Annotated in this window: 24 protein-coding genes and 1 other RNA gene; 11 read left to right on the forward strand and 14 right to left on the reverse strand. The window is 62.8% G+C overall.

Going from position 1 to position 23,365, the window contains the following annotated elements; genetic code table 11:
- Positions 1 to 13: 13 nt before the first annotated feature.
- From ubiH to AD664_RS23005, 3 genes are read right to left on the reverse strand one after another with little or no spacing between them, the layout of a single operon-like run.
- Positions 14 to 1,201: a 2-octaprenyl-6-methoxyphenyl hydroxylase gene (gene ubiH / locus AD664_RS22995; protein WP_047735809.1), complete on the reverse strand. Its 1,188-nt coding sequence runs from the start codon at positions 1,199 to 1,201 to the stop codon at positions 14 to 16.
- Positions 1,198 to 2,532, reverse strand: coding sequence for a Xaa-Pro aminopeptidase (gene pepP, locus AD664_RS23000; protein WP_042731582.1), 1,335 nt, complete (start codon positions 2,530 to 2,532; stop codon positions 1,198 to 1,200). Before pepP ends, ubiH begins: the two co-directional genes overlap by 4 nt.
- 27 nt (positions 2,533 to 2,559) lie before the next feature.
- Positions 2,560 to 3,114, reverse strand: a complete 555-nt coding sequence (locus AD664_RS23005; protein WP_042731581.1) for a YecA family protein — start codon at positions 3,112 to 3,114, stop codon at positions 2,560 to 2,562.
- A 129-nt stretch (positions 3,115 to 3,243) separates the two neighbouring features.
- Between AD664_RS23005 and AD664_RS23010 the strand changes: the two genes are divergently transcribed.
- The 4 genes from AD664_RS23010 (at position 3,244) to AD664_RS23020 (ending at position 4,697) form a co-directional block, all read left to right on the forward strand.
- Positions 3,244 to 3,453 (forward strand): TIGR02449 family protein, encoded by a 210-nt coding sequence (locus tag AD664_RS23010; RefSeq protein WP_042731580.1) that lies wholly within the window; start codon positions 3,244 to 3,246, stop codon positions 3,451 to 3,453.
- Positions 3,450 to 3,767 (forward strand): cell division protein ZapA, encoded by a 318-nt coding sequence (locus tag AD664_RS23015; protein ID WP_024780504.1) that lies wholly within the window; start codon positions 3,450 to 3,452, stop codon positions 3,765 to 3,767. Before AD664_RS23010 ends, AD664_RS23015 begins: the two co-directional genes overlap by 4 nt.
- Before the next feature lie 30 nt (positions 3,768 to 3,797).
- A non-coding RNA gene (gene ssrS, locus AD664_RS27265) (6S RNA) lies at positions 3,798 to 3,977 on the forward strand.
- Positions 3,978 to 4,091: 114 nt separating this feature from the next.
- Positions 4,092 to 4,697 carry a 5-formyltetrahydrofolate cyclo-ligase gene (locus AD664_RS23020; protein ID WP_053150123.1) on the forward strand — a complete coding sequence of 202 codons (606 nt, stop codon included), beginning with the start codon at positions 4,092 to 4,094 and terminating at the stop codon, positions 4,695 to 4,697.
- Positions 4,698 to 4,732: 35 nt separating this feature from the next.
- Here the strand turns inward: AD664_RS23020 and AD664_RS27710 are convergent, their stop codons facing one another.
- Positions 4,733 to 4,879, reverse strand: a complete 147-nt coding sequence (locus AD664_RS27710) for a hypothetical protein (RefSeq protein ID WP_172679762.1) — start codon at positions 4,877 to 4,879, stop codon at positions 4,733 to 4,735.
- A gap of 195 nt (positions 4,880 to 5,074) precedes the next feature.
- On the opposite strand from AD664_RS27710, the gene AD664_RS23025 reads away from it, so the two are divergent.
- On the forward strand, positions 5,075 to 5,527 hold the full coding sequence (locus AD664_RS23025) for an EVE domain-containing protein (RefSeq protein ID WP_053150126.1): 453 nt from the start codon (positions 5,075 to 5,077) through the stop codon (positions 5,525 to 5,527).
- Positions 5,528 to 5,579: 52 nt separating this feature from the next.
- Here the strand turns inward: AD664_RS23025 and AD664_RS23030 are convergent, their stop codons facing one another.
- On the reverse strand, positions 5,580 to 5,996 hold the full coding sequence (locus tag AD664_RS23030; RefSeq protein WP_042731586.1) for a flagellar basal body-associated protein FliL: 417 nt from the start codon (positions 5,994 to 5,996) through the stop codon (positions 5,580 to 5,582).
- Between the two features lie 150 nt (positions 5,997 to 6,146).
- Between AD664_RS23030 and AD664_RS23035 the strand changes: the two genes are divergently transcribed.
- The gene (locus AD664_RS23035) at positions 6,147 to 7,124 is read left to right on the forward strand and encodes an NADPH:quinone oxidoreductase family protein (protein WP_053150128.1); all 978 of its coding nucleotides are present in this window, start codon (positions 6,147 to 6,149) and stop codon (positions 7,122 to 7,124) included.
- A gap of 410 nt (positions 7,125 to 7,534) precedes the next feature.
- Positions 7,535 to 8,884: a glycerol-3-phosphate transporter gene (gene glpT, locus AD664_RS23040; protein WP_053150131.1), complete on the forward strand. Its 1,350-nt coding sequence runs from the start codon at positions 7,535 to 7,537 to the stop codon at positions 8,882 to 8,884.
- Here glpT and AD664_RS23045 read toward each other — a convergent pair.
- From AD664_RS23045 to trxA, 6 genes are all read right to left on the reverse strand, one after another.
- On the reverse strand, positions 8,860 to 9,528 hold the full coding sequence (locus AD664_RS23045) for a gamma-glutamylcyclotransferase (RefSeq protein ID WP_053150133.1): 669 nt from the start codon (positions 9,526 to 9,528) through the stop codon (positions 8,860 to 8,862). The genes glpT and AD664_RS23045 overlap by 25 nt on opposite strands.
- A 219-nt stretch (positions 9,529 to 9,747) precedes the next feature.
- Positions 9,748 to 10,716: a CDP-6-deoxy-delta-3,4-glucoseen reductase gene (locus tag AD664_RS23050; RefSeq protein ID WP_053150137.1), complete on the reverse strand. Its 969-nt coding sequence runs from the start codon at positions 10,714 to 10,716 to the stop codon at positions 9,748 to 9,750.
- A complete protein-coding gene (gene ubiD, locus AD664_RS23055; protein ID WP_042732143.1) occupies positions 10,716 to 12,182 on the reverse strand; it encodes a 4-hydroxy-3-polyprenylbenzoate decarboxylase in 1,467 nt (488 codons plus the stop codon). The genes AD664_RS23050 and ubiD overlap by 1 nt, the downstream gene beginning before the upstream one ends.
- A 78-nt stretch (positions 12,183 to 12,260) precedes the next feature.
- The gene (locus tag AD664_RS23060; RefSeq protein ID WP_053150139.1) at positions 12,261 to 14,216 is read right to left on the reverse strand and encodes an acyltransferase family protein; all 1,956 of its coding nucleotides are present in this window, start codon (positions 14,214 to 14,216) and stop codon (positions 12,261 to 12,263) included.
- Between the two features lie 152 nt (positions 14,217 to 14,368).
- Positions 14,369 to 15,628, reverse strand: coding sequence for a transcription termination factor Rho (gene rho, locus AD664_RS23065; protein WP_003206716.1), 1,260 nt, complete (start codon positions 15,626 to 15,628; stop codon positions 14,369 to 14,371).
- A gap of 241 nt (positions 15,629 to 15,869) precedes the next feature.
- Positions 15,870 to 16,199 carry a thioredoxin TrxA gene (trxA, locus tag AD664_RS23070; RefSeq protein ID WP_042730928.1) on the reverse strand — a complete coding sequence of 110 codons (330 nt, stop codon included), beginning with the start codon at positions 16,197 to 16,199 and terminating at the stop codon, positions 15,870 to 15,872.
- 360 nt (positions 16,200 to 16,559) lie between these two features.
- Between trxA and AD664_RS23075 the strand changes: the two genes are divergently transcribed.
- Genes AD664_RS23075 through AD664_RS23090 form a run of 4 tightly spaced genes read left to right on the forward strand, consistent with a single transcriptional unit; the run spans position 16,560 to position 19,418 of the window.
- Positions 16,560 to 17,345 (forward strand): transporter substrate-binding domain-containing protein, encoded by a 786-nt coding sequence (locus tag AD664_RS23075; protein ID WP_053150141.1) that lies wholly within the window; start codon positions 16,560 to 16,562, stop codon positions 17,343 to 17,345.
- Positions 17,346 to 17,366: 21 nt separating this feature from the next.
- Positions 17,367 to 18,047, forward strand: a complete 681-nt coding sequence (locus tag AD664_RS23080; protein WP_053150144.1) for an amino acid ABC transporter permease — start codon at positions 17,367 to 17,369, stop codon at positions 18,045 to 18,047.
- Positions 18,044 to 18,694 (forward strand): amino acid ABC transporter permease, encoded by a 651-nt coding sequence (locus tag AD664_RS23085; RefSeq protein ID WP_053150146.1) that lies wholly within the window; start codon positions 18,044 to 18,046, stop codon positions 18,692 to 18,694. The genes AD664_RS23080 and AD664_RS23085 overlap by 4 nt, the downstream gene beginning before the upstream one ends.
- Positions 18,681 to 19,418, forward strand: coding sequence for an amino acid ABC transporter ATP-binding protein (locus tag AD664_RS23090; RefSeq protein WP_042730920.1), 738 nt, complete (start codon positions 18,681 to 18,683; stop codon positions 19,416 to 19,418). Before AD664_RS23085 ends, AD664_RS23090 begins: the two co-directional genes overlap by 14 nt.
- A gap of 3 nt (positions 19,419 to 19,421) precedes the next feature.
- Here AD664_RS23090 and AD664_RS23095 read toward each other — a convergent pair whose 3' ends face one another.
- Genes AD664_RS23095 through AD664_RS23105 form a run of 3 tightly spaced genes read right to left on the reverse strand, consistent with a single transcriptional unit; the run spans position 19,422 to position 23,198 of the window.
- Entirely contained in the window at positions 19,422 to 19,919 is a 498-nt protein-coding gene (locus tag AD664_RS23095; RefSeq protein WP_053150149.1) for a hypothetical protein, read from the reverse strand.
- On the reverse strand, positions 19,897 to 22,500 hold the full coding sequence (locus tag AD664_RS23100) for a fimbria/pilus outer membrane usher protein (RefSeq protein WP_256207135.1): 2,604 nt from the start codon (positions 22,498 to 22,500) through the stop codon (positions 19,897 to 19,899). Before AD664_RS23100 ends, AD664_RS23095 begins: the two co-directional genes overlap by 23 nt.
- Positions 22,500 to 23,198 carry a fimbria/pilus chaperone family protein gene (locus tag AD664_RS23105; RefSeq protein ID WP_083454242.1) on the reverse strand — a complete coding sequence of 233 codons (699 nt, stop codon included), beginning with the start codon at positions 23,196 to 23,198 and terminating at the stop codon, positions 22,500 to 22,502. The genes AD664_RS23100 and AD664_RS23105 overlap by 1 nt, the downstream gene beginning before the upstream one ends.
- Positions 23,199 to 23,365 lie beyond the last annotated feature (167 nt).

The raw sequence follows: 23,365 nt of genomic DNA on the forward strand, positions 1-23,365 counted from the left end.
TCCCATCGCCGGCCTACACATCGGGTCGCGTCCCGATTCCCATGGCCTGCCGGGCGAACCAACGCTTGGCCGGCGGCAGCAGGTCGAGGCCGAGCAAACCGAGGTTACGCCCCACGGACACCAGCGGCAGGCTGCTACCGAACAGGCGCGTGACCTGGTCGGAGAAGCCCACGGTCAGGGCCTGGTCCATGCGCTGGCGCTCGCGATAGGCCTGCAATACGGCAAAGTCGCCGGGCTCGCGGTCGCTGTCGAGCAAGGCTTCGGCCAGGGCCTGGGCATCGCGCAGGGACAGGTTGAAGCCCTGCCCGGCGATCGGGTGCAGGCTGTGGGCGGCATTGCCAAGGATCGCCAGGTGCGGACGCACCTGCTCTTCGGCCTCCACCAGCGCCAACGGGTACAGGTGGCGCGCGCCCACCTGCTTGAGCGTGCCCAGGCGATAACCGAACACGCCCTGCAATTCGCTGAGGAAGCTGCGCTCGTCAAGGGCTGCCAGCCGTTGCGCGTCCATCCCCTGGCGGGTCCAGACCAGTGCGCAGCGGTTCTCCGGCAGCGGCAGCAACGCCATCGGCCCGTCATCGGTGAAACGCTCGAAAGCCATGCCGTTGTGGGCTTCGCTGGGGGTAATGTTGGCAATCAGCGCGCTCTGGTCATAAGGTCGATGCCGCACGCCGACGCCCAGTTGCTCCCGCAGCCCCGAGCGGCCACCGTCGGCCAGCACGGCGAGATCGCATTCCAGGGTGGTTTCGTCGTCGAGGGTCAGGCGGTAGCCGCCGACCAGCGGCTCCATTCGCGTCACCTGGGCCGGACAGCGCCAACTGACCACGTCCTTGTCTAGGCCTTGCCACAGGCATTGGCCCAGCCAGGCGTTTTCCACCACGTAGCCCAGCGCCGGCACGCCCTCTTCCATCGCCGACAAGCGCGCCGTGGAAAACCGCCCGCGATCGGACACGTGGATCTGCTTGATCGGCTCGGCGCGTCGGGAAATCTGCTGCCAGACACCCAGGCGCTGATAGATCTGTCGGGCGCCGTAGGACAAGGCCGAGGATCGGGCATCGTAGCTCGGCTGCCAGGCATCGCCTGGGGCGAAGGGCTCGATCAGCAGGATCTTCCAGCCACGGGCCTTGGCGCCGGCTTGCAAGGCCAGTGCCAGGCTCGCCCCCACCAGGCCGCCACCGACGATCGCCAGGTTGACCCGGCTCATGCCGCTTGCGCCCGGGCCGCAGCCATCAGGGCCTCGATCTCGGCGACCGTCTTGGGCACGCCTCGGGTCAGGATTTCACAACCGGTTTTGGTCACTACCACGTCATCCTCGATGCGCACGCCAATGCCGCGCCATTTTTTCGCTACGCTGCGGTCGGTCGGGCTGATGTAGATGCCGGGTTCCACCGTCAGCGTCATGCCCACTTCCAGTACCCGCCATTCGCCGCCGACCCGGTATTCGCCCACGTCATGGACATCCATGCCCAGCCAGTGGCCGGCACGGTGCATATAGAAGGCCCGGTAGGCTTCACTGGCGATCAGTGCGTCCACCTCGCCCTCCAGCAACCCCAGGCGCACCAACCCTTCGGTGATGACCCGGACCGTCGCTTCGTGGGCCTGGTTCCAATGCTTGTCCGGGGCGATCTCGGCAAACGCCGCTTCCTGAGCCGCCAGCACCACTTCATAGATCGCTTTCTGTTCGGGCGAAAACTTGCCGCTGACCGGCCAGGTCCGGGTGATATCACTGGCGTAGCAGTCGATTTCACAGCCGGCGTCGATCAGCACCAGGTCGCCCTCCTTGAGCAACGCGTCATTCTGCTGGTAGTGCAGGATGCAGCTGTTGCGCCCCGCCGCGACGATCGAGCCATAAGCCGGCATCTTCGCCCCGCCCTTGCGGAACTCGTAGTCCAGTTCGGCCTCGAGGCTGTATTCGTAGAGCCCCGGTCGCGCCGCCTGCATCGCCCGGATATGGGCCTGGGCGGAAATCCGCGCCGCCTCGCGCATCACCTTCACTTCCGCCGCCGATTTATACAGGCGCATGTCATGCAGCAGGTGATCCAGGGCAACGAATTCGTTCGGCGGCTGGGCGCCGAGGTTGGCCTTGGAGCGAATCACGTTGATCCACTCCATCAGGTGCCGGTCGAATTCCGGGTGGCTGCCCATGGCCGAATACACCCGGTCGCGCCCTTCGATCAGGCCCGGCAGGATGTCGTCGATGTCGGTGATGGGGAAGGCGTCGTCGGCGCCATAGTCGCGGATCGCGCCTTCCTGGCCGGCTCGCAAGCCATCCCACAGCTCGCGCTCGGCGTTGCGCTCGCGGCAGAACAGGATGTACTCGCCATGGGCGCGACCGGGCATCAGCACGATCACGGCCTGCGGTTCGGGGAAGCCGCTGAGGTATTGGAAGTCGCTGTCCTGGCGGTAAACGTGCTCGACGTCGCGGTTGCGGATCGCCACGGCGGCGGCAGGCAGGATCGCGATGCTGTTGGGCTCCATCTGCGCCATCAGCGCCTTGCGGCGACGGCCGTATTCCGCTTTCGGGATATGAATCATGGGCAGGCGGCGTTCCCTTTCAGGCGATCAGTGCAAGGACGGCTTGGCGGCCGGTTCCGAGGTTTTCCGGGTCTCGGTGAACAGCAGCAAGGGCGCGACCCGCAGGTATTCCATCACTTCCATGTAGTCGCTTTCGCCGTCGTCGGACTCTTCCAGGGCATCCTGGACCTGGGAGATCGCCGCCAAATCCTGCAACACTTCTTTTGCTTCTTCGCTCAGCGCGTATTCGCGGCGAGTCAGGCCGAAGCCGGCGAGGAAGCCCTGGCACCACTGGCCCAATGCGGCAGCACGTTCAGCCAGCGGGGTGTCGTCGGTGGGCAACAGCAGGACGACGGTCATGTCGTCGCTGGTCAATTCGCCCTTGACCATTTCCTGCAGGCCGACAAGTGCATTGCGGACATTGTCCGCCGGCTCGCCTTCGAGCAGTTCGGCGGCATCGGCCAACCAGCCCTCGACATCGAAACCGGCGCCGGCGCAACTGCGCCCCAGCAGCAGGCCGTGCAGTTCGGCAGGCGAGACAGGATGACCGCTGGAACTCAGCAGGGTGGCGAACGCTTGATACGGGGAATTCTGAATGGGCATGGGCAGCTAGGCGCCAGACGGCGCTATGTCTAGAATGGAGGCCTTGTATCCTACATCGACAGACTCGCCAAGACTATCAGAGGCTGTGCGACCTGCATTCCCCATCAGACACTCTCTTCAGTGGACACAATGGAAGACAACGACCTGCAAGCGCTGATGGCCAGACTCGAATTGCTAATTGAGCGGGTCGAGCAACTAAAGAGCCAAAACGGACTCCTATTAGCTCAGGAAAAAACCTGGCGCGAGGAACGCGCTCACCTCATTGAAAAAAACGAAATCGCCCGGCGTAAGGTCGAATCGATGATTTCGCGCCTCAAGGCCCTGGAGCAAGACTCATGAGTTCAAGCAATAGCGTTACCGTGCAGATCCTCGATAAAGAGTATTCGATCATCTGTCCCCAGGAAGAGCGCAGCAACCTGGTGAGCGCCGCCCGGTACCTGGACGGGAAGATGCGCGAGATCCGCAGCAGCGGCAAGGTCATCGGCGCCGACCGCATTGCCGTGATGGCCGCCTTGAACATCACCCACGACCTGCTGCATCGCCAGGATACGCCTGACGTGCAGGTCAGTGGCTCGACCCGCGAACAGGTCCGCGACCTGCTCGAACGGGTGGATCTGGTGCTGGCGACCGATCCAGACGTCAGCAAGGGCTGATTCGCGAGGCAGCCTGGGGTATACTCGCCTCACTCCCTGGGGTGCTTGCCAGTTGGTGATGTCCCTGAGCCGATACGCACAACCACGGGGGTTGCACGTTGGGGCCGGTGTGCATGTCCGCTTGACGGAAAGCCTTAACGCCTCCTGCAACTTCCACCTTGAACTTTCGGGTTCAAGGGCTAAGCCGACAGCGGTTCATCCGGGGAGCCTGATTCCAGACGATGCCAGTCCATGCGACTGGCATCGTCGTTTCCGGCCCGGGCATTTATGAGTGTCCTGTTTTGCGGTTACGCTGTGCCATCGCCGATACCGTGAACTTTCGACATGACCGAACCCGCGCTGCTGCCCCGCCCGCAACTTCGCCGCCTGCTGCGCCAGGCCCGCCGCGCCCTGACGCCTGTCCAGCAACGGCAAGCGGCCCTGGGGCTGTACCGGCAACTGGCCCAGCATCCACTGTTCCGCCGCGCCAGGCACATTGCCCTGTACCTGCCCAACGATGGCGAGATCGACCCGCGCCTGCTGCTGCGCGCCGCCCAGCGCCGGGGCAAGGCCACGTACTTGCCGGTGCTCAGCCCGTGGCCGCGGACCAAAATGGTTTTCCAACGCATCCGCCCCGGCGAGCAACTGCACCCCAATCGTTTCCGTATCCTCGAACCCCGGATCGACATTGCCCGGCAACGCAAGGTCTGGGCGCTGGACCTGGTGTTATTGCCGTTGGTGGGATTTGACGATGCCGGAGGCCGGCTGGGCATGGGCGGCGGCTTCTATGACCGCAGCCTGGCGTACCTGGCGCGGCGCCGACAGTGGCGCAAACCGACGTTGCTGGGGCTGGCTCATGAATGCCAGAAGGTCGAACGGCTGGCACAGGCAAGCTGGGACGTACCGCTACAGGGCACGGTCAGCGACAGGCATTGGTATAGTGCGCGATAGGCGCCGCGGCAATCAGCGGCGCCAGGAAGACGGGTTCAGCGTTTGAACGTGGGCGCGGGCTGGGTAATGTCCATCGGCGCCTCGACCTTGTTGGTCCACAGGCTTTGTGCGTAACCCGTGGTCACGACACCCAGACCGAACAGAATGACCAGAATCCACAACAAATCCGGTTTGCGTTTCATCGATTGCCCCCCTCAAGGCATATCACACACGATGACAGCAGCGGTTTTCTTATTGGCCGTGCAGCAGCGTCAAGCTTGGAAGGCCGGCATTTTGCGGCAACCTGCGGCGACACGCAAACTCTGGCGTCAACCGACTGTCGGTTTGTCATAAAATCGCTGAACTATTTTCAAGCACACCCCCCAGGAGTAGAAATCATGGCCTATTGGCTGATGAAGTCCGAGCCCGACGAGCTCTCTATCCAAGGCCTGGAAAAGCTCGGCCAGGCGCGCTGGGACGGGGTTCGCAACTATCAGGCGCGCAATTTCCTGCGAGCCATGACCGTCGGCGATGCGTTTTTCTTCTACCACTCCAGTTGCCCCGAGCCGGGCATCGCCGGGATCGGCCGGATCGTCCGCGCGGCCTACCCTGATCCGACCGCACTGGACCCCGACAGCCATTACCACGACCCCAAGGCCAGCCCGGACAAGAACCCCTGGACGGCCATCGACGTGGCCCACGTCGAGACATTTGCCCGGGTGCTGAAGCTCGACTACCTCAAGCAGCAAAGCGCATTGGCCGAGATGCCACTGGTGCAGAAAGGCTCGCGACTGTCGGTGATGCCCGTGACGGCCGAACAATGGGCGGTGGTCATCGGGTTGAAGCCGTAGACGACCGCCTTCGCGAGCAGGCTCACGAAAGCCCCACCCTGGCCTTCAAGCCTTACTGAATGATCAGGTTGTTGAACAACAGATCTTCCACCGTCGGCTTGCCAGTCTCGTCGCTCATCACTTGCTGGGTCTGCTTCAACGCCTCCTGGCGCAGCTTTTCCTTGGCCTCGACGTTGTTCATCGTCTCGACGGTCTGCTGGGCAAACAATGCCACCAACTGGTTGCGGATCAGCGGTTCATTCGCCTTCACCGCCGCGGCTGCCGCATCGCCGGTCACCCGCAGCGCCACGTCTGCCTTGTAGACCTTCAGCTTCGCCGTACCGTCCAGGCCATAGTTGCCCACGAATGGCGGGCTGAGGGTGATGTAACTGACCTTCGGCGCCTCGCCTTCCTTCGCTTCCTTGGCCTCTTCGGCCATCACTGCCGCAGGCAGCGCCAGGGCCAGCATCAACACGATCCACGCTTTCACATTCGACTCCTCATCCGGTTTGCGGCCCAGCATACCGACCCGCCGTTCAAGCACAAGCTTATGGCCGGCTATCAGGGCGGGGCATGCTCGTTGACCCATTGACTCTCACACCTACACTTATCGGCCATCACTCCCAAAGGAATAGCCCTGATGAAAGCCGTGCTGTGCAAAGAATTCGGCCCTGCCGAATCGCTGGTGCTGGAAGACGTCGCCAGCCCCATTGCGAAGAAGAATGAGATCCTGCTGGACGTGCACGCCGCCGGGGTGAATTTCCCTGACACGCTGATCATCGAGGGCAAATACCAATTCAAGCCACCCTTCCCGTTTTCCCCTGGCGGCGAAGCGGCGGGCATCGTCAGCGCCGTGGGCGAAAAGGTCAGCCACCTGAAGGTCGGCGATCGGGTGATGGCGCTGACCGGTTGGGGCAGCTTTGCCGAGCAGGTCGCGGTTGCCGGCTACAACGTGTTGCCGATTCCTGCGGCCATGGACTTCAGCACCGCTGCCGCCTTCAGCATGACCTACGGCACCTCGATGCACGCCCTCAAGCAACGGGCCCACCTGCAACCCGGCGAAACCTTGCTGGTGCTCGGCGCCTCCGGTGGCGTCGGCCTGGCGGCGGTGGAGATCGGCAAGGCCATGGGCGCCCGGGTAATCGCCGCCGCCAGCAACGCCGAGAAGCTCGCCGTGGCGAAAGCCGCCGGCGCCGACGAATTGATCAACTACAGCGAAGCCAGCCTGAAGGATGAGATCAAGCGCCTCACCGACGGCCAGGGCGCCGACGTGATCTACGACCCGGTGGGTGGCGACCTGTTCGACCAGGCCATCCGCGCCATCGCCTGGAATGGCCGGCTGCTGGTGGTGGGCTTTGCCAGCGGACGCATCCCTGAACTCCCGGTCAACCTGGCCCTGCTCAAAGGCGCCGCCGTCATGGGCGTGTTCTGGGGCTCTTTCGCCCAACGCCAGCCCCAGGACAATGCCGCCAACTTCCAGCAACTGTTTGGCTGGTTCACCGAAGGCAAGCTCAAGCCTCTGGTCTCGCAGGTGTACCCACTGGACAACGCCGCCCAGGCCATCAATGACCTGGCGCAGCGCAAGGCCGTGGGCAAAGTCGTCGTGCAGGTGCGCTGAAGCGCTACTGGCTCACGGCGTTTCGGGCGGCATCGGCGAAGTCGGGATGATCGCTGTGCAGAATCGCGACCGACTCGACTCGGCTGTCGGTGTGCGCCGTAAAGCCGACCCGGACCGTGCCCGCCACCCCGGCCCTCATCAGCGGCATGGCCCAAAGGCTGAATGGCGAGACGTCCCCTATCAATGAAGGACGTTTCCCATTGCTTTGTCGCGCAGGCTGCGATTCGGGGTGTGAAAACGCCACTGACGAAGCTTCCTACAGCGCCCTTCGACCACGTCTGAGCGACATGTTCACTTAAGAACATTCGATCAGGAAAATTTCCGCTTTTTAACTGATGAGAAGCAATGCTATTTTCGGTAACGAAACTGTAACATTCGCATCCGCATAACAAGAATCCTGGAGCCCTTGAATGTTTGCTTTCTTTCGTCCTGCCGCACACCAGGCGCCCTTGCCTGAAGAAAAGATAGACAGTACCTACCGACGCCTTCGCTGGCAGATCTTCGCCGGGATCTTCATCGGCTACGCCGGTTACTACCTGCTGCGCAAGAACTTCTCCCTGGCCATGCCTTACCTGATCGACGAGGGCTACAGCCGAGGCCAACTGGGCCTGGCCATGTCGGCCATCGCCATTGCCTACGGCCTGTCCAAGTTCCTGATGGGCCTGGTGTCCGACCGCTCCAACCCACGTTACTTCCTGCCATTCGGCCTGCTGGTATCGGCGGGGGTGATGTTCATCTTCGGGTTCGCGCCTTGGGCCACGTCCAGCGTGACCATGATGTTCATCCTGCTGTTCATCAACGGCTGGGCCCAGGGCATGGGTTGGCCGCCCAGCGGACGGACCATGGTGCATTGGTGGTCGCAGAAAGAGCGCGGCGGCGTGGTGTCAGTGTGGAACGTGGCGCACAACGTCGGCGGCGGCCTGATCGGCCCGCTGTTCCTGCTGGGCATGGGCTGGTTCAACGACTGGCACGCGGCGTTCTACGTGCCTGCTGCCGTGGCCCTGGCCGTTGCTGTATTTGCCTTCGTGACCATGCGCGACACCCCGCAATCGGTGGGCCTGCCGCCGATCGAAAAGTACAAGAACGACTACCCGGAAGGCTACGACGCCAGCCACGAGAACGAATTCAGCGCCAAGGAAATCTTCGTCAAGTACGTGCTGCGCAACAAAATGCTCTGGTACATCGCCATGGCCAACGTGTTCGTCTACCTGCTGCGCTATGGCGTGCTGGACTGGGCACCGACGTACCTGAAGGAAGCCAAGGGCTTCACCGTGGATAAAAGCTCCTGGGCCTACTTCTTCTACGAGTGGGCGGGCATTCCCGGCACACTGCTGTGCGGCTGGATGTCGGACAAGATCTTCCGCGGCAACCGTGGCCTGACGGGCATGGTGTTCATGGCCCTGGTGACCGTGGCCACGCTGGTGTACTGGCTGAACCCGGCCGGCAACCCGACCGTCGACATGATCGCCCTGGTCTCCATCGGCTTCCTGATCTACGGCCCGGTGATGCTGATCGGCTTGCAGGCACTGGAGTTGGCCCCGAAGAAAGCCGCCGGCACCGCCGCAGGCTTTACCGGCCTGTTTGGCTACCTGGGCGGCTCGGTCGCGGCAAGCGCCGCCATGGGCTACACCGTGGACCATTTTGGCTGGAACGGTGGCTTCGTGCTGTTGATCGGTGCGTGCCTACTGGCCATGGCCTTCCTTGCGCCAACCCTGTGGCACAAGCAAGTCGCCAGTCAGAGCCGCGAAGCGGTCGCCTGATCCTGGGCTGACCTGCAACGCTTGAGCCGCGCCTCCAGATTCCGGTCTGGCATGGCGTGGCTGCGCAGGGCGTGGACGGTCTGCTCGACGTAGTCGCGAGTGGTGCCGTAACGCCCGCTGGCGCTTTCGAACACCTGGCTCAGCACATGGTCCGGCAAGTTGCCGGCGTAGCTGGGCAGGTGCCGCTCCAGCACGAAGCCCAGGGCCTGCACGCGGCTGCCATCCTCCAGGCGGCAACTGAGCCAGTGAGGCCGATAGGACGGCACCGGCATCTCGCGCTGCCACAGGGCAAACAGCGAATCCTCGAGGTTCTCCTGTGGCAAGCGATACGCGAAGCCGCTGCACGAACCACCGCGATCCAACCCGAACACCAACCCTGGCAACTCCGGGGTGCCGCGATGTTCGTGGGACCACAAGTACAAGCCGCGATGATAACCATGGACCCGGCCACGGACCCGCTCCACCGCCGTGCATTCGGGCCGCCAGATCAAGGAGCCATAGGCAAACAGCCAGACCGGGCCGCCGCGATGGCGACTCATGGTCGACTGCATCGAGGCGAGCAATTGTTCACGGGTCAGTTGTGCCCCCAGGTCGAGCCGTGGCGGGTACAGGGCGCAGGTAATGGCGGATTCGATAGCGGTCATGGCCGGTAGCGTCTTTCAATAATGGGGCTGGCGCGCGTCAGGGGGATGACGTTTATCCGGAACGAGGCAAGTTGGATGCCATCCAGCGCTATATACGTTATCGGTATCCAGGCGCAAAGGCTAAATACCGAAACGAAATATAGGGGGTCATAAAGCTGTCACGAGGGAGTGGGATGGAGGGCTGCCAGGCAGCCCGGCGGGAGCTGGCGCCCCGCTCTATCAAGCCCGCGGGGCGTAGGCGAACACGTCGGCGCGCATCTGGTGGGCGTCCATCCCGGCTTCCACCAGGGCGTCCAGCGTGGCGTAGATCATCGCCGGCGAGCCACTGGAGTACACGTGCACGCCAGAGAGGTCGCTGATGTCCTCGCACACCGCTTCGTGAAGCATCCCGCAGCGCCCTTCCCAACCGCACAAGTCGCTGACGACTTTGTGCAGGAACAGGTTCGGCAGTTGCTTCCACTCGTCCCAATGTTCGATGTCATAGAAATCGTCCGGTCGGCGCACGCCCCAGTACAGGTGTACCGGATGCTTGAACCCCGTCGCGCGGCAATGCTCGATCAGGCTGTGCATCTGCGCCATGCCGGTTCCGGCGGCGATCAGCACCAATGGGCCGTCCGGCAGCTCGGACAAGTGCGTGTCGCCAAACGGCATCTCCACCGCCACGCTGGGGTTGCGTTGCAATTGTGCAAGCAGCGCCCGCGCACTGCTTTCGCGCACCAGGACATGCAGTTGCAGGTCACGCCCACCGTGCGGCGCCGAAGCCAGGGAGAACGCCGACTTCTCGCCGTTTTCCCGTTCGAGCATCAAGTACTGCCCGGCGTGGTAGCGCGGCGGCTTGCCTGCCGGTGCACGCAGGCGCACCCGCCAGACATCGCCGCCCACGTCGGCGCATTCGCTCACCTGGCACACCAGCTTGCGTACCGGCAGCTCTCCGGGCGACAACACGCCATCCCACAGCACCACGCAGTCCTCCAGCGGTTCGGCGATGCAGGTGAAGATCTCACCGTGATCGCGCACCTCGCCCGCTTGCTTCACGCGACCCTCCACCAGCAACGCACCACACACGTGACAGTTGCCGTTGCGGCAGCTTTGCGGACATTCATAGCCCAGGCGCCGCGCGCCATCGAGGATCCGCTCGGCGGGCTGTATGTCCAGGACCGCCCCGGAAGGCTGCAAGGTTACACGCATCAATCTATTCCTAACTGATTCCAGAGGGCATCGATCCGCTGGGTCACGGCTTCATCCTTGACGATCACCCGGCCCCATTCACGAGTGGTTTCACCGGGCCATTTGTGCGTGGCATCGAGCCCCATCTTCGAACCCAGGCCGGACACCGGGGAGGCGAAGTCGAGATAGTCGATCGGCGTGTTCTCGATCATTACCGTGTCGCGCTTGGGGTCCATGCGCGTGGTGATGGCCCAGATCACATCGTTCCAATCCCGCGCATTGATATCGTCGTCGGTGACGATAACGAACTTGGTGTACATGAACTGTCGCAAAAACGACCAGACCCCCAGCATCACGCGCTTGGCGTGCCCCGGATACGACTTCTTCATCGTCACCACGGCCATCCGGTACGAACAGCCTTCCGGCGGCAGGTAGAAGTCGGTGATTTCCGGAAACTGTTTCTGCAGGATCGGCACGAACACTTCATTGAGCGCCACGCCGAGGATCGCCGGCTCATCGGGCGGGCGGCCAGTGTAGGTGCTGTGGTAGATCGGCTTGAGCCGATGGGTGATGCGCTCGACCGTGAAGACCGGGAAGCTGTCCACTTCGTTGTAGTAACCGGTATGGTCGCCGTACGGCCCCTCATCGGCCATCTCGCCGGGGTGGATCACGCCTTCGAGGATGATCTCGGCGGTGGCCGGCACTTGCAGGTCGTTGCCACGGCACTTCACCAGCTCCGTACGGTTGCCGCGCAACAGGCCGGCGAACGCATATTCGGACAGGCTGTCCGGCACCGGCGTGACGGCGCCGAGGATGGTCGCCGGGTCCGCGCCCAGGGCCACTGACACCGGGAAGGGCTGGCCAGGATGCTTATCGCACCACTCACGGTAATCCAGCGCACCGCCGCGGTGGCTCAGCCAGCGCATGATGACCTTGTTGCGACCAATCACCTGCTGGCGATAGATGCCCAGGTTCTGGCGGTCCTTGTTCGGGCCCTTGGTGACGGTCAGGCCCCAGGTGATCAGCGGCCCCACGTCGCCTGGCCAGCAGGTTTGCACCGGGAGCATGGCCAGGTCGACATCGTCGCCCTCGATTACCACTTCCTGGCAGATCGCGTCCTTGACGACCTTGGGCGCCATGGCAATGATCTTGCGGAAGATCGGCAGCTTGGACCAGGCATCCTTCAGGCCCTTGGGCGGCTCGGGTTCCTTGAGAAACGCCAGCAGCTTGCCGATCTCGCGCAACTCGTCGACCGATTCGGCGCCCATGCCCATGGCCACGCGTTCCGGCGTGCCGAACAGGTTGCCCAGCACCGGGATGTCATAGCCCGTTGGGTTCTCGAACAATAACGCCGGGCCCTTGGCCCGCAGCGTGCGGTCGCAGACTTCCGTCATCTCCAGCACCGGAGAGATGGGAACCTGGATGCGTTTCAACTCGCCGCGCTGCTCAAGCTGCTGCACGAAATCCCGAAGATCCTTGAATTTCATTGAGATGCCACCCCGAAAATAGGCGTACATCCTACCTGCTCCAGCGCTCAAACAGCAGCCCGCGCATGCGCGGAGCGCTCAATAATCGGTCGTACCCAGCAGCAAGGGGGCGAACAGCGGGCTCAGGCGGGTACTGCCGATGTCAGACAAATGATCTTCATCCTTGTACTGGGTATGGCCGTTGACCTCAATGCGACACACCTCGCCCGGACACATCATCGGCGCCGGGTCGATGACATGCACACCGGCGTCGGCGGCGCTCATCGACGCGAACAAGGCACTCAAGGCCTGCTGACGCGCCAGGTGCTCCTGGAGCGGACGGCCCAGGCCCTCGGCCGAGCGGCCTGTCCGTGCCAGGCTGGTCAAGCGGCTGATCGTGCCGAGGCGCTGCAGGGGCACTTCCTTGAACAACCAGACTTGCGCCCCCGTGGCCCTGATCGTCGCCACACGGGCCTTGATTGCCGCCGCCATGCGCGCTTCGGCCGTGGCGCGGTCATCCAGGCGGTTGAGCATGTGCTTCTTGTCCCCATCCTCGCGCCCGTAGACGTACAGGCTCCAGTTGGCCGCCAGCACCACATCCCTGATGTGCAGGCGACGCACCTGCTCCATGGTCCGCTCATTGAAATCCCGACAGCGCGGCGAGACGTCAGCGCTCTGCACCGGCGGGCAGCCGCCCATGGCGTAGAGCCACACGGGGCGCCCATCGCGGGTCCCGCTGGCTTGCACCGCTGGCAGCAGCGCCGCCGCATGACTGTCGCCCCAGAATAATTGCGTGGCCGGCAGGTCTTTGTTTGCGCCCAGCAGGCAGGCCTTGTCCGGCTGCGTATCCGAGAAACCGAGCATGCATTCCATCTGTCCGGCCCGCCAATCCCGCGCTTGCGCATATTCCAGCGCCTTGCCCGTGATGCGCTGGGGAAAGCCATCCGCCGATCGCACCACCACACCCGTCACGGCCAGGACGGCCATGGCCACTCCCGCCCCGATCAACACCGACTTGCGCCCGGCCAGCCAACGCTTCTCACGGAACGCAAGCTCGACGAAGCGCCAGCTCAGCCAGGCCAGGCCCAGCGCCAGCAGGATCCAGCCCAATGCCTCCCAAGGCTGGATCCCGTCCACGGAAATGGCATTGGCATAGACGTAGACCGGCCAATGCCACAGGTAGAAGGAATAGGACAGCAAACCCACCCAGACCAGCACTCGTGCGCTCAGCAGGCGCGCGGTCCAGCTCGGCCCCTGGGCACCGGACCAGATCAGTGCGGTGGCGCCGAGTACTGGCAGCAGAGCGGCCCAGCCAGGGAACACCGTGGTCTTGTCGAACGTGAAGATCGCCGCCAGCACGGCGATCAACCCTGCCAGGCCGACCAGTTGATAAACCCATGGGCGCACAGCGTGCCGGGGCGCCGGCCAGACAGCGAGCATCGCCCCACACAGCAGCTCCCAGGCTCGCGTAGGCAGCGAGAAAAAGGCCAGGTCAGGCTTGCGCTCGACATAGCCGATGTTCAGCGCGAAGGACCCCAGCAACACCACAAACAACACCCAGCGCCAGTGACGCACATGGCGCATCAACAACACCATCAGCAGCGGGAAGAAAATGTAGTACTGCTCTTCGACCGCCAGGGACCAGGTGTGGAGCAACGGCTTGAGGTCCGAGGCTGGCTCGAAATAACCGTCCTCGCGCATGAACAGGATGTTCGACATGAACATCGCCTGATAGCGCACCGCCCTGCCCAACTGCGAGAAATCCTTGGCCGCCAGCAACAACCAGCCCAGGACCAGGGTTACGAGCATGACCACGCTCAAGGCCGGAAGGATGCGCCGGGCACGCCTTGCCCAGAAGTCGACGAAACTGAAGCGCTGCGAGCTGATCTCGCGGAACAGGATGCCGGTGATCAGGAAGCCGGAAATGACGAAGAAGACATCGACGCCGACGAAACCGCCGCTGAAGGCGCCGAAGCCAAAGTGGAACAGCACGACCGGAATGACGGCCAGCGCCCGCAGGCCGTCGATATCACGGCGGTTGCCAAATACATGCATAACGATCCTTGTCGAGGTGGATACACAGGCGATGATGGGAAAAGAACCTGCAACCGGCAGAAGTTATCCGGTTCGATAAACGCGGTCCAGGCCGCGTGTCGCAAAAAAAAGGCGCCCTGTCCGGGGCGCCTTTTTGGCCGATGCCGTGCTTGTTACTTGCGCTTCATCGACAGGAAGAACTCATCGTTGGTCTTGGTCGTCTTCAGCTTGTCGACCAGGAACTCGATGGCAGCGACTTCATCCATCGGATGCAGCAGCTTGCGCAGGATCCACATGCGTTGCAGCTCGTCGTCGGCGGTCAGCAACTCTTCGCGGCGGGTGCCGGAGCGGTTGATGTTGATGGCCGGGAAAACGCGCTTCTCGGCGATGCGACGATCCAGGGGCAGTTCCATGTTGCCGGTGCCCTTGAATTCCTCGTAGATCACTTCGTCCATCTTCGAACCGGTTTCAACCAGTGCGGTGGCGATGATGGTTAGCGAGCCACCCTCTTCGATGTTGCGCGCGGCACCGAAGAAACGCTTTGGTTTTTCCAGGGCGTGGGCATCGACACCACCGGTCAGCACCTTGCCGGAGCTCGGGATCACGGTGTTGTAGGCACGGGCCAGACGGGTGATGGAGTCCAGCAGGATCACCACGTCCTTCTTGTGTTCGACCAGGCGCTTGGCCTTCTCGATCACCATTTCGGCCACTTGCACGTGACGGGTCGGCGGCTCGTCGAACGTCGAGGCAACCACTTCGCCGCGCACGGTGCGCTGCATCTCGGTCACTTCTTCCGGACGCTCGTCGATCAACAGCACGATCAGGTGAACTTCAGGGTTGTTGCGAGCGATGTTCGCCGCGATGTTCTGCAGCATGATCGTCTTGCCCGCTTTCGGCGGAGCCACGATCAGGCCACGCTGGCCCTTGCCGATCGGTGCGCACAGGTCGATGACACGACCGGTGAGGTCTTCGGTGGAACCGTTGCCGGCTTCCATCTTCATGCGTACGGTCGGGAACAGTGGGGTCAGGTTCTCGAATAGAATCTTGTTCTTTGCGTTTTCCGGACGGTCGAAGTTGATGGTGTCGACCTTGAGCAGCGCGAAATAACGCTCGCCTTCCTTCGGAGGGCGGATCTTGCCAACGATGGTGTCACCGGTGCGCAGGTTGAAGCGACGGATCTGGCTCGGCGAGACGTAGATATCGTCTGGGCCGGCGAGATAGGAAGCATCTGCGGAGCGGAGGAAGCCGAAGCCGTCCTGGAGAATCTCCAGCACGCCATCACCGGAGATTTCCTCGCCGCTTTTAGCGTGCTTCTTGAGCAGGGAGAAAATCACGTCCTGCTTGCGCGAACGGGCCATATTTTCTATGCCCATCTGTTCGGCCAATTCGAGCAGTTCGGTAATCGGCTTTTGCTTGAGTTCAGTCAGATTCATATAGGAATGACGTAATCATTTATGGAGGGGGGAAATTAAGCTTTTGGCTTAATGAGGCCGCGCCGCAGAGAAGGCGACAGGATCGCGTACTTAATCGAAAGGAGAGCGTCGGCGACGGCTTGCAGGGGGCACAGGAGAAACCAGTGCGGGGCCGAATGTAACACCTGGGTTTGCGAGCGTCTAGCCCCGAATAACGAAAAAGCCCCGCGATTTGCGGGGCTTTTTCAATGGCATTCGACGCTTAGATGTTGGCGTCGAGGAAAGCCGCCAGTTGCGATTTCGATAGCGCACCCACCTTGGTCGCCTCGACGTTGCCGTTCTTGAACAGCATCAGGGTCGGGATACCACGCACGCCGTGCTTGGCCGGAGTCTCCTGGTTTTCGTCGATGTTCAGCTTGGCAACGGTCAGCTTGCCTTTATACGTCTCGGCAATTTCGTCCAGGACCGGGGCGATCATTTTGCACGGACCGCACCACTCAGCCCAATAGTCGACCAGTACGAAGCCTTCGGCCTTGAGTACGTCAGCCTCGAAGCTAGCGTCGCTAACGTGTTTGATCAGATCGCTGCTCATGGAAATCTCCGGGGTTGTCAGCAAAAAAACGTGGCCCATCATAGCGGCCCTTCCCGGGTTCAGGAAGCCGCAGTTGATTGAGTCTCGCTATGGGCAAAGACGCAATTGGGTATAACTCGAGCCACGCCGCTGCGCCGAAATCCCCCAGCACCGGGTGGCGATGCCCAATAACGGTGCGAAACGCGCCCCACGCCAGGGTGGCAGCGAGCCTGCTCGCGAAATGGCCGCAACAGCCTGCGGGCAGACCGCTTTCGCAAGCGGGCTCGCTCCCACCCAGGGCCATTTTGGTGGGGCGAAGCCGGCTTGGCATGGCCTGTGCTCTGTCCGAGAGCACATTTACTGTCGATTGCGAGATTCGCCATGTTCCAGCGTTGCAGCGCCCTGCTCACTGCCCTGTTTGCCAGCCTGATGTTCTGCCAGTTGCCCGCCCACGCCGATGGCCTGGAAGACGTGGTCAAGCGGGGCACCCTCAAGGTCGCCGTGCCGCAGGACTTCCCGCCATTCGGTTCGGTGGGCCCGGACATGAAGCCCCGTGGCCTGGACATCGACACCGCCAAGCTGCTGGCCGACCAGCTCAAGGTCAAGCTGGAACTGACCCCGGTCAACAGCACCAACCGTATTCCGTTCCTGACCACCGGCAAGGTCGACCTGGTGATTTCCAGCCTCGGCAAGAACCCTGAACGCGAGAAGGTCATCGATTTCTCCAGCGCCTATGCACCGTTCTACCTGGCGGTGTTCGGCCCACCCGATGCGCCGATCAATGGCCTGGATGACCTCAAGGGCAAGACCATCAGCGTCACCCGTGGCGCCATCGAAGACATCGAGCTCACCAAGGTCGCGCCCGAAGGCACCACCATCAAACGCTTCGAAGACAACAACTCGACCATCGCCGCCTATCTGGCCGGCCAGGTGGACCTGATCGCCAGCGGCAACGTGGTGATGGTCGCCATCAGCGAACGCAACCCCAAGCGGGTCCCGGCCTTGAAAGTCAAACTCAAGGACTCCCCGGTGTATGTGGGCGTGAACAAGAACGAGCCGGCGTTGCTGGACAAGGTCAACCAGATCCTCGCCACCGCCAAGACCGATGGCAGCCTGGAGAAAAACGCCCAGACCTGGCTCAAGCAGCCACTGCCGGCCGATCTCTGATCGTCGCCTGAGAGACTGAGCATGGCTTATCAGTTCGATTTTCTGCCGGTGGTGCAAAACACCGAGTTGCTGGTGCGCGGCGCCCTGTTCACCCTGGAACTGACGGCCATCGGTGCGTTGCTCGGGGTCAGCCTGGGCATCGTCGGGGCCGTGGTGCGGGCGTGGAACATTCGCCCGTTCGCGGCGATCTTCGGCGTATACGTGGAGCTGATCCGCAACACGCCGTTCCTGGTGCAGCTATTTTTTATCTTCTTCGGTTTGCCGTCCCTGGGCCTGCAGATTTCCGAATGGCAGGCGGCGGTGCTGGCGATGGTGATCAACCTCGGCGCCTATTCCACCGAGATCATCCGCGCCGGCATCCAGGCGATCCCGCGGGGGCAACTGGAAGCGGCCGCGGCCCTGGCCATGAGCCGCTTCGAAGCGTTCCGACACGTGGTGTTGCTGCCGGCGCTGGGCAAGGTCTGGCCGGCCCTGAGCAGCCAGATCATCATCGTGATGCTCGGCTCGGCGGTGTGTTCGCAGATCGCCACCGAAGAGTTGAGCTTTGCTGCCAACTTCATTCAGTCGCGCAATTTTCGCGCCTTCGAAACCTACGCCCTGACGACCCTGGTGTACCTGTGCATGGCGCTGTTGATCCGCCAGTTCCTGAACTGGGTCGGCCGCCAGTGCCTGTACCGGAACAGCGCGGGGGCCCGGCCATGAGTGACTTCACGTTCTGGGACGTGGTGCGCAACCTGCTCACCGGCCTGCAATGGACCCTGGTGCTGTCGCTGGTGGCGTTCATCGGGGGCGGCGTGATCGGCTTGTTGGTCATGGTGCTGCGCATTTCCGGAAACGCGCTGCTGCGCAACATCGCCCGCACCTACATCGAACTCTTCCAAGGCACACCGCTGTTGATGCAGTTGTTCCTGGTGTTCTTCGGCGTGGCCCTGGCCGGGGTGGAGATTTCGCCGTGGATGGCGGCGGCGATCGCCTTGACGCTGTTCACCAGCGCCTACCTGGCGGAGATCTGGCGCGGCTGCGTCGAGGCAATCCCCAACGGCCAGTGGGAAGCGTCTTCGAGCCTGGCCCTCAACCGCCTGGAGCAGTTGCGCTACGTGATCCTGCCACAGGCCCTGCGCATTGCCGTGGCGCCGACCGTGGGCTTTTCGGTGCAGGTGGTCAAGGGCACGGCCGTCACCTCGATCATCGGTTTCACCGAACTGACCAAGACCGGAGGAATGCTCGCCAACGCCACGTTCGAGCCGTTCATGGTGTATGGCCTGGTCGCCCTCGGTTATTTCCTGCTTTGCTACCCCTTGTCCCTCAGTGCGCGCTACCTGGAAAGGAAACTGCATGCCTCTGCTTAGAATATCCGCCCTGCATAAGTACTACGGCGATCACCACGTGCTCAAGGGCATCGACCTGAGTGTCGAGGAAGGCCAGGTGGTGGCGATCATCGGCCGCAGCGGCTCGGGCAAATCCACCTTGCTGCGCACGCTCAACGGCCTGGAGTCGATCAACGATGGCGTGATCGAAGTGGACGGCGAATACCTCGATGCGGCCCGCGCCGATCTGCGCAGCCTGCGGCAGAAAGTCGGCATGGTGTTCCAGCAATTCAACCTGTTCCCGCACCTGACGGTCGGCGAGAACGTGATGCTCGCACCCCAGGTCGTCCAGAAAGTGCCCAAGGCCAAGGCGGCCGAACTGGCGCGCCAGATGCTCGAACGGGTCGGCCTCGGCGAAAAATTCGATGCGTTCCCGGAACGCTTGTCCGGCGGCCAGCAGCAACGGGTGGCGATCGCCCGCGCCCTGGCGATGTCGCCGAAAGTGCTGCTGTGCGATGAGATCACCTCGGCCCTGGACCCGGAGCTGGTCAACGAAGTGCTCAGCGTGGTGCGTCAACTGGCCCAGGAGGGCATGACGCTGATCATGGTCACCCACGAGATGCGTTTTGCCCGGGAGGTCGGCGACAAACTGGTGTTCATGCACCAGGGCAAGGTGCATGAGGTGGGCGATCCCAAGGTGTTGTTCGCCGCTCCACAGACAGCGGAGCTGGCGAATTTCATCGGCACCGTGGAACCGGCTGCCTGACGTTCAGGGCTGTGGCACGAGCTCGAAGCGCCCGCGGCCATCGATCGACGTCTCATCACGGACCCGGGCCGCACTGGCGGGCAAGTAGGTCTCGATCTCGACCTGCGCGGAAAACATCCGCCCCCGGACAGGCCCTCCGCCCTGCCGGGCAACCAGTGTCTGTCCGGGCAATAGACGGCTGCCCTGCTCCAGGGTGCGGGCACGCCCCTGGAACAGCTCGACAGCCTGCCCGTCCAGCCGGGGCCGCGTGAGGCTGATCGTGAAATGACCGTGGAGCCCCAGGCTGAAGGCCTCGGGCCCGGCCCCAGGGCTGTCGAAACGCAAGGCCATTGTGGTGGGCTCGGCACAGACCACATTCAGGCTCAAGGTTCGCTTGCCCAGCGCCAGCGCCGCCTGATCCGGCTGCGCGACCAGCAACTCGCCCTGGTGCAGGCGGCCATAATCGAGCCGGTCCTGGCTCAGCGACACGCTGCATTGCTCAGCCTTCGCTGGGTTCGCCAACAGCAGACCCAGGCAGCACAGGCTCCTCGCTAGAAGCCATTGCCTCGGATGCCGAAAAGTCGCGACAGACCGCCGAAGCGGTCTCATAAGGGAGGTCTTCATCATTGTTTTCCATGAATTCGAATTGAAGCTGGCACGTCCTGGAGCCAGACAACGCAACTTTCAGGGCCTGCTGCTCATTGATATCGCTGAGGAAAATCAGGCCTTCGCCGGCCACGCTGGTCAGGAAGTCGTCATTGGTCGTCAGCACCGAGACGCCCTGTGGAAGTGCCGCGCCGCTTTCGTCACGGGCCTGGACCAGCAGCCGGCGCACGTTGAGCACGGAGAAATCGACGGCATTGAACGAGCCACGCCCGGCGCTCAGCACCTTGGTGCCATTCTGGATGTCCACGCGCCTGGGCAGTGACCGGGGGTCCACTTCGACACGACTGTTGTTGTAGGCAGGCAAGCTGGCAATCACCGCCCGGCCCTGCGAGTCGGTCCATACCGGGCCTTGCGGCGTGTTGATCCGGGCTCCGGGAACGCCTTCCACAGATACGACGCCGAACGTTTCCTGGATTCGGTAAGGAGAAAAGGTCACCCCTTGCCCATGGGCGACGACGCCCCCCCTGAGATAACCGTTGTAATGCGTGCTGAAACGGTCCTGGCTGGCGCCGAGCCCGACCTGGGTGTAGCGCGGCAAGGCGTTGAAACTGCCGCGTGTCTGGGAGTTCGGATGGTTCAGCCCTTGCTCGTGCCCCACTTCATAGTTGAGAGAGTCGCTTATGCGCTCACTGTAGGCAGCTCCCAGGGTGGAACGGCTGCCCTGATGGGTCAGAGACGAACGAGCGCGTCGGTCCCTGCCCAGCGGCACGCTGACCTGCAGGCGGACCGACACGCCATCGTCGTAGGCGCTTGACGTGCCCATTGCTGAGTCAACGTAGGCACTCACATTCGCGTGCTTGAACGATTTGTTCCACGAGCCGTACAAGCGTGCATACGTCTGGTTATCGAACTGCGATGACTGCGTGTAACCCAGCGAAAAACCACCCAGCGCCGGATCGAACCAGTTGAGCCCGGCCGTGTACTGGTCCTTGAAACGCGACGCGTAGAAGTCCTGCCGATCGTCCTCCTTGCCGACGGAGTGGAGCTGCGAGACCTCGCGATACCCTAGCGTCTGCCGGGTCACGCTGAGTGACAGGTCAAGGCTGTCAGCCAATGACGTGCCCAGCGAAAAACTGCTACGCGCGCCCGACCTGCCGCTGGCCTTGTCACGGGAGACGTTGCCCCGCGCGCCGAGCGCGAGATTGTCCATGGGGCGCGTGTCGAGCCCGAGGCCCACCGCCTGATAATTCTGCGCCCCCACCAAACCGCTGCTCAACGCCGCGCCGCGCCCGATGCCCCAGGTTGCGCTGCCCATCGCCAGCAACGGCTGCTCACCTTCCCCCTTCCCCGCCCCACGCGCCTGGCCCAGGGAAAGGTAATAGCCCGACTGAGCGGGCGTCATGCCGCGAAAAGACGCCGCCGGCACGACAAAACGTTGCTCTGCGCCGTTTTCTTCGATCACGCTCACGTCAAGGTCGCTGGTGCCGTTGAGCAGCGGCAGATGAGTGAGCCTGAAGGGGCCTTCCGGAACCAGTGTCGTATAGATCAACGCACCGGACTGGCGGACCTCCACACGGGACTGGCTCAGGGCCAACCCTTCCACCACGGCCCCGCCGGAACCCTCGCCGCGCTTGACGCCGTCGGGGAAAAACTGGAGACCGGAAAACTGCACCCCTCCGAATACCGGGCTGTTGCTGGACAGCTGTCCGGCCTGGAAAGTGGATTGCAACGCCAGGACGTCGCGCTGGGCATAGGCGTACAGGTGCTCGCTGCGTTGCACCCCGTTGATCGAGGTGTAGAGCTGGCGACTGCGCACGATCCAGTCCCCCAGGTTGACGCCAACCTCCGTGGCCGCGGACAGATAGCGATTGCCACCGCCCGAGCTCGATTGGCTATCCAGGCCCAGCACATCGTAATTAAGCAGGCCAGCCAGGCCGCCCTGGGAAAAGGCGCCTTCGGCAAACCCCGGCTCTCGCAATGCCTCGCTCGGCACCACCAACGCAACCTCTTCGCGACCGGGAAGCAGGCTGACGACCGTGTTGGGGAACCGCGCCAGGAAATCATGGCAGGCCTGGTCGCCCACCCCTGCACCGTCAATGATCGCGGCAGGCACTTGCACGCCGGCCTTTTCAAGCAGGCTGCGGGTGAAGCACAACGCGCCTTCGCGATCGAACCGCGCCTCGGTCAAGCCCAGCGGATTGCCATTGACCCGCAGGCTGACCACCTGTGCCCCCTCATGGAAACGTGGCGTGGTTCGCAAGTAATCCGAAACGCGAGGGTCGATGCCTCGGGACGAGAGAATCGAGGTATCGAACTGGGCAAATGAGCGGTCGGTGGAGCCTTGATCCTGGGCGTGCACCTGGCTACTGGCGCTCCAGCAGATCACAGCGGACAAGGCCAGGCCATGCGACCAGCGGGCGCTGCCCGTCCCCGCGACACCCCATTGTCCATCACCACTGCGCAGGCCAGGACATGGCGTGGCATGCATGAGCATCATCATCGACTCACGACCGGCGCATCGAAGTTGCCAATCGCAAACCCATACAATGTCGCAGGCTGGATCGTGACCGACGTGACGGCGGACACGGGCGCCTTGAGCTCGGCCGTCAAGGTTTCGCCCGGCAAGACGTAAGTGCGCGGCAGGGCCACAGAGGCGTTGGCCGGGTTCAACTGCACCCGCTCAGACAAACGCACGACGTAGGGGCTGTCGTTCTGGACCGCCAGGTTTTCGCCCTCGACGGTCCATTTCAAGAGCTCCCATGGTGCCGAATGCCGAGGCAAGCCCTTGGGATGAATGATCAGCGGCAGGTTATGTCGGATGTTGATGCCGACGGTGGCACCGCCCTCGGGCTTCTTCTGCGGAATCCCTTCGAAGGTGACACGCTTGTATCGCTGGGTCTTGAGCGGCTCCGTGAACGCCCCGACCAGGCGGATCAACTGCGTTTGCCCGGCGTCGACCCGCACCACCGGCTGCGTCACGATCACCGACAGCTCGGGGTCTTCGGGGATGTGTTCGACTTTCGAATGCAGCAGCGTCGGGCCGGCATCCGTATTGGTTAGATTGATATGGGCCTGGCCATGCTCTTCATAAAAAATGACCACCGTGGTTTCCGGCTGCATGCCGGCCGCCATGGCTGGCCCCGCTGCACAACAGCCCAGGCACAGCACTGCTCGCAGGGCCGATCCAAGTTTCATTGAGAAATCCAACACACACGCTCTCCCACCACGAAACGACTTCCGTGGAGCGATCTATAGGGTTTGAATAATCGGGCTCGAAACGGCCACATCCAGATGCCGGACCTGATCGTCCACATCCATCGACGGCGCAGCCCATGTGCCTGCAAGGAGCCAGCCCCTGGAAC

The organism is Pseudomonas sp. P97.38 (assembly GCF_001269745.1).
GTDB classification, from domain to species: Bacteria; Pseudomonadota; Gammaproteobacteria; order Pseudomonadales; family Pseudomonadaceae; genus Aquipseudomonas; species Aquipseudomonas chlororaphis_E.

Excerpts from the sequence above, each read along its gene's own strand:
- AD664_RS23085 (WP_053150146.1), top strand. The coding sequence starts at position 18,044 with ATGAGTGACTTCACGTTCTGGGACGTGGTGCGCAACCTGCTCACCGGC.
- AD664_RS23050 (WP_053150137.1), bottom strand. The coding sequence starts at position 10,716 with ATGCGTGTAACCTTGCAGCCTTCCGGGGCGGTCCTGGACATACAGCCC.
- AD664_RS27710 (WP_172679762.1), bottom strand. The coding sequence starts at position 4,879 with ATGAAACGCAAACCGGATTTGTTGTGGATTCTGGTCATTCTGTTCGGT.
- trxA (WP_042730928.1), bottom strand. The coding sequence starts at position 16,199 with ATGAGCAGCGATCTGATCAAACACGTTAGCGACGCTAGCTTCGAGGCT.
- pepP (WP_042731582.1), bottom strand. The coding sequence starts at position 2,532 with ATGATTCATATCCCGAAAGCGGAATACGGCCGTCGCCGCAAGGCGCTG.
- AD664_RS23035 (WP_053150128.1), top strand. The coding sequence starts at position 6,147 with ATGAAAGCCGTGCTGTGCAAAGAATTCGGCCCTGCCGAATCGCTGGTG.
- AD664_RS23075 (WP_053150141.1), top strand. The coding sequence starts at position 16,560 with ATGTTCCAGCGTTGCAGCGCCCTGCTCACTGCCCTGTTTGCCAGCCTG.
- AD664_RS23105 (WP_083454242.1), bottom strand. The coding sequence starts at position 23,198 with ATGAAACTTGGATCGGCCCTGCGAGCAGTGCTGTGCCTGGGCTGTTGT.
- glpT (WP_053150131.1), top strand. The coding sequence starts at position 7,535 with ATGTTTGCTTTCTTTCGTCCTGCCGCACACCAGGCGCCCTTGCCTGAA.
- AD664_RS23060 (WP_053150139.1), bottom strand. The coding sequence starts at position 14,216 with ATGCATGTATTTGGCAACCGCCGTGATATCGACGGCCTGCGGGCGCTG.
- AD664_RS23005 (WP_042731581.1), bottom strand. The coding sequence starts at position 3,114 with ATGCCCATTCAGAATTCCCCGTATCAAGCGTTCGCCACCCTGCTGAGT.
- ubiD (WP_042732143.1), bottom strand. The coding sequence starts at position 12,182 with ATGAAATTCAAGGATCTTCGGGATTTCGTGCAGCAGCTTGAGCAGCGC.
- AD664_RS23090 (WP_042730920.1), top strand. The coding sequence starts at position 18,681 with ATGCCTCTGCTTAGAATATCCGCCCTGCATAAGTACTACGGCGATCAC.
- rho (WP_003206716.1), bottom strand. The coding sequence starts at position 15,628 with ATGAATCTGACTGAACTCAAGCAAAAGCCGATTACCGAACTGCTCGAA.
- AD664_RS23080 (WP_053150144.1), top strand. The coding sequence starts at position 17,367 with ATGGCTTATCAGTTCGATTTTCTGCCGGTGGTGCAAAACACCGAGTTG.
- AD664_RS23045 (WP_053150133.1), bottom strand. The coding sequence starts at position 9,528 with ATGACCGCTATCGAATCCGCCATTACCTGCGCCCTGTACCCGCCACGG.
- AD664_RS23020 (WP_053150123.1), top strand. The coding sequence starts at position 4,092 with ATGACCGAACCCGCGCTGCTGCCCCGCCCGCAACTTCGCCGCCTGCTG.
- AD664_RS23100 (WP_256207135.1), bottom strand. The coding sequence starts at position 22,500 with ATGATGCTCATGCATGCCACGCCATGTCCTGGCCTGCGCAGTGGTGAT.
- AD664_RS23015 (WP_024780504.1), top strand. The coding sequence starts at position 3,450 with ATGAGTTCAAGCAATAGCGTTACCGTGCAGATCCTCGATAAAGAGTAT.
- AD664_RS23025 (WP_053150126.1), top strand. The coding sequence starts at position 5,075 with ATGGCCTATTGGCTGATGAAGTCCGAGCCCGACGAGCTCTCTATCCAA.
- ubiH (WP_047735809.1), bottom strand. The coding sequence starts at position 1,201 with ATGAGCCGGGTCAACCTGGCGATCGTCGGTGGCGGCCTGGTGGGGGCG.
- AD664_RS23010 (WP_042731580.1), top strand. The coding sequence starts at position 3,244 with ATGGAAGACAACGACCTGCAAGCGCTGATGGCCAGACTCGAATTGCTA.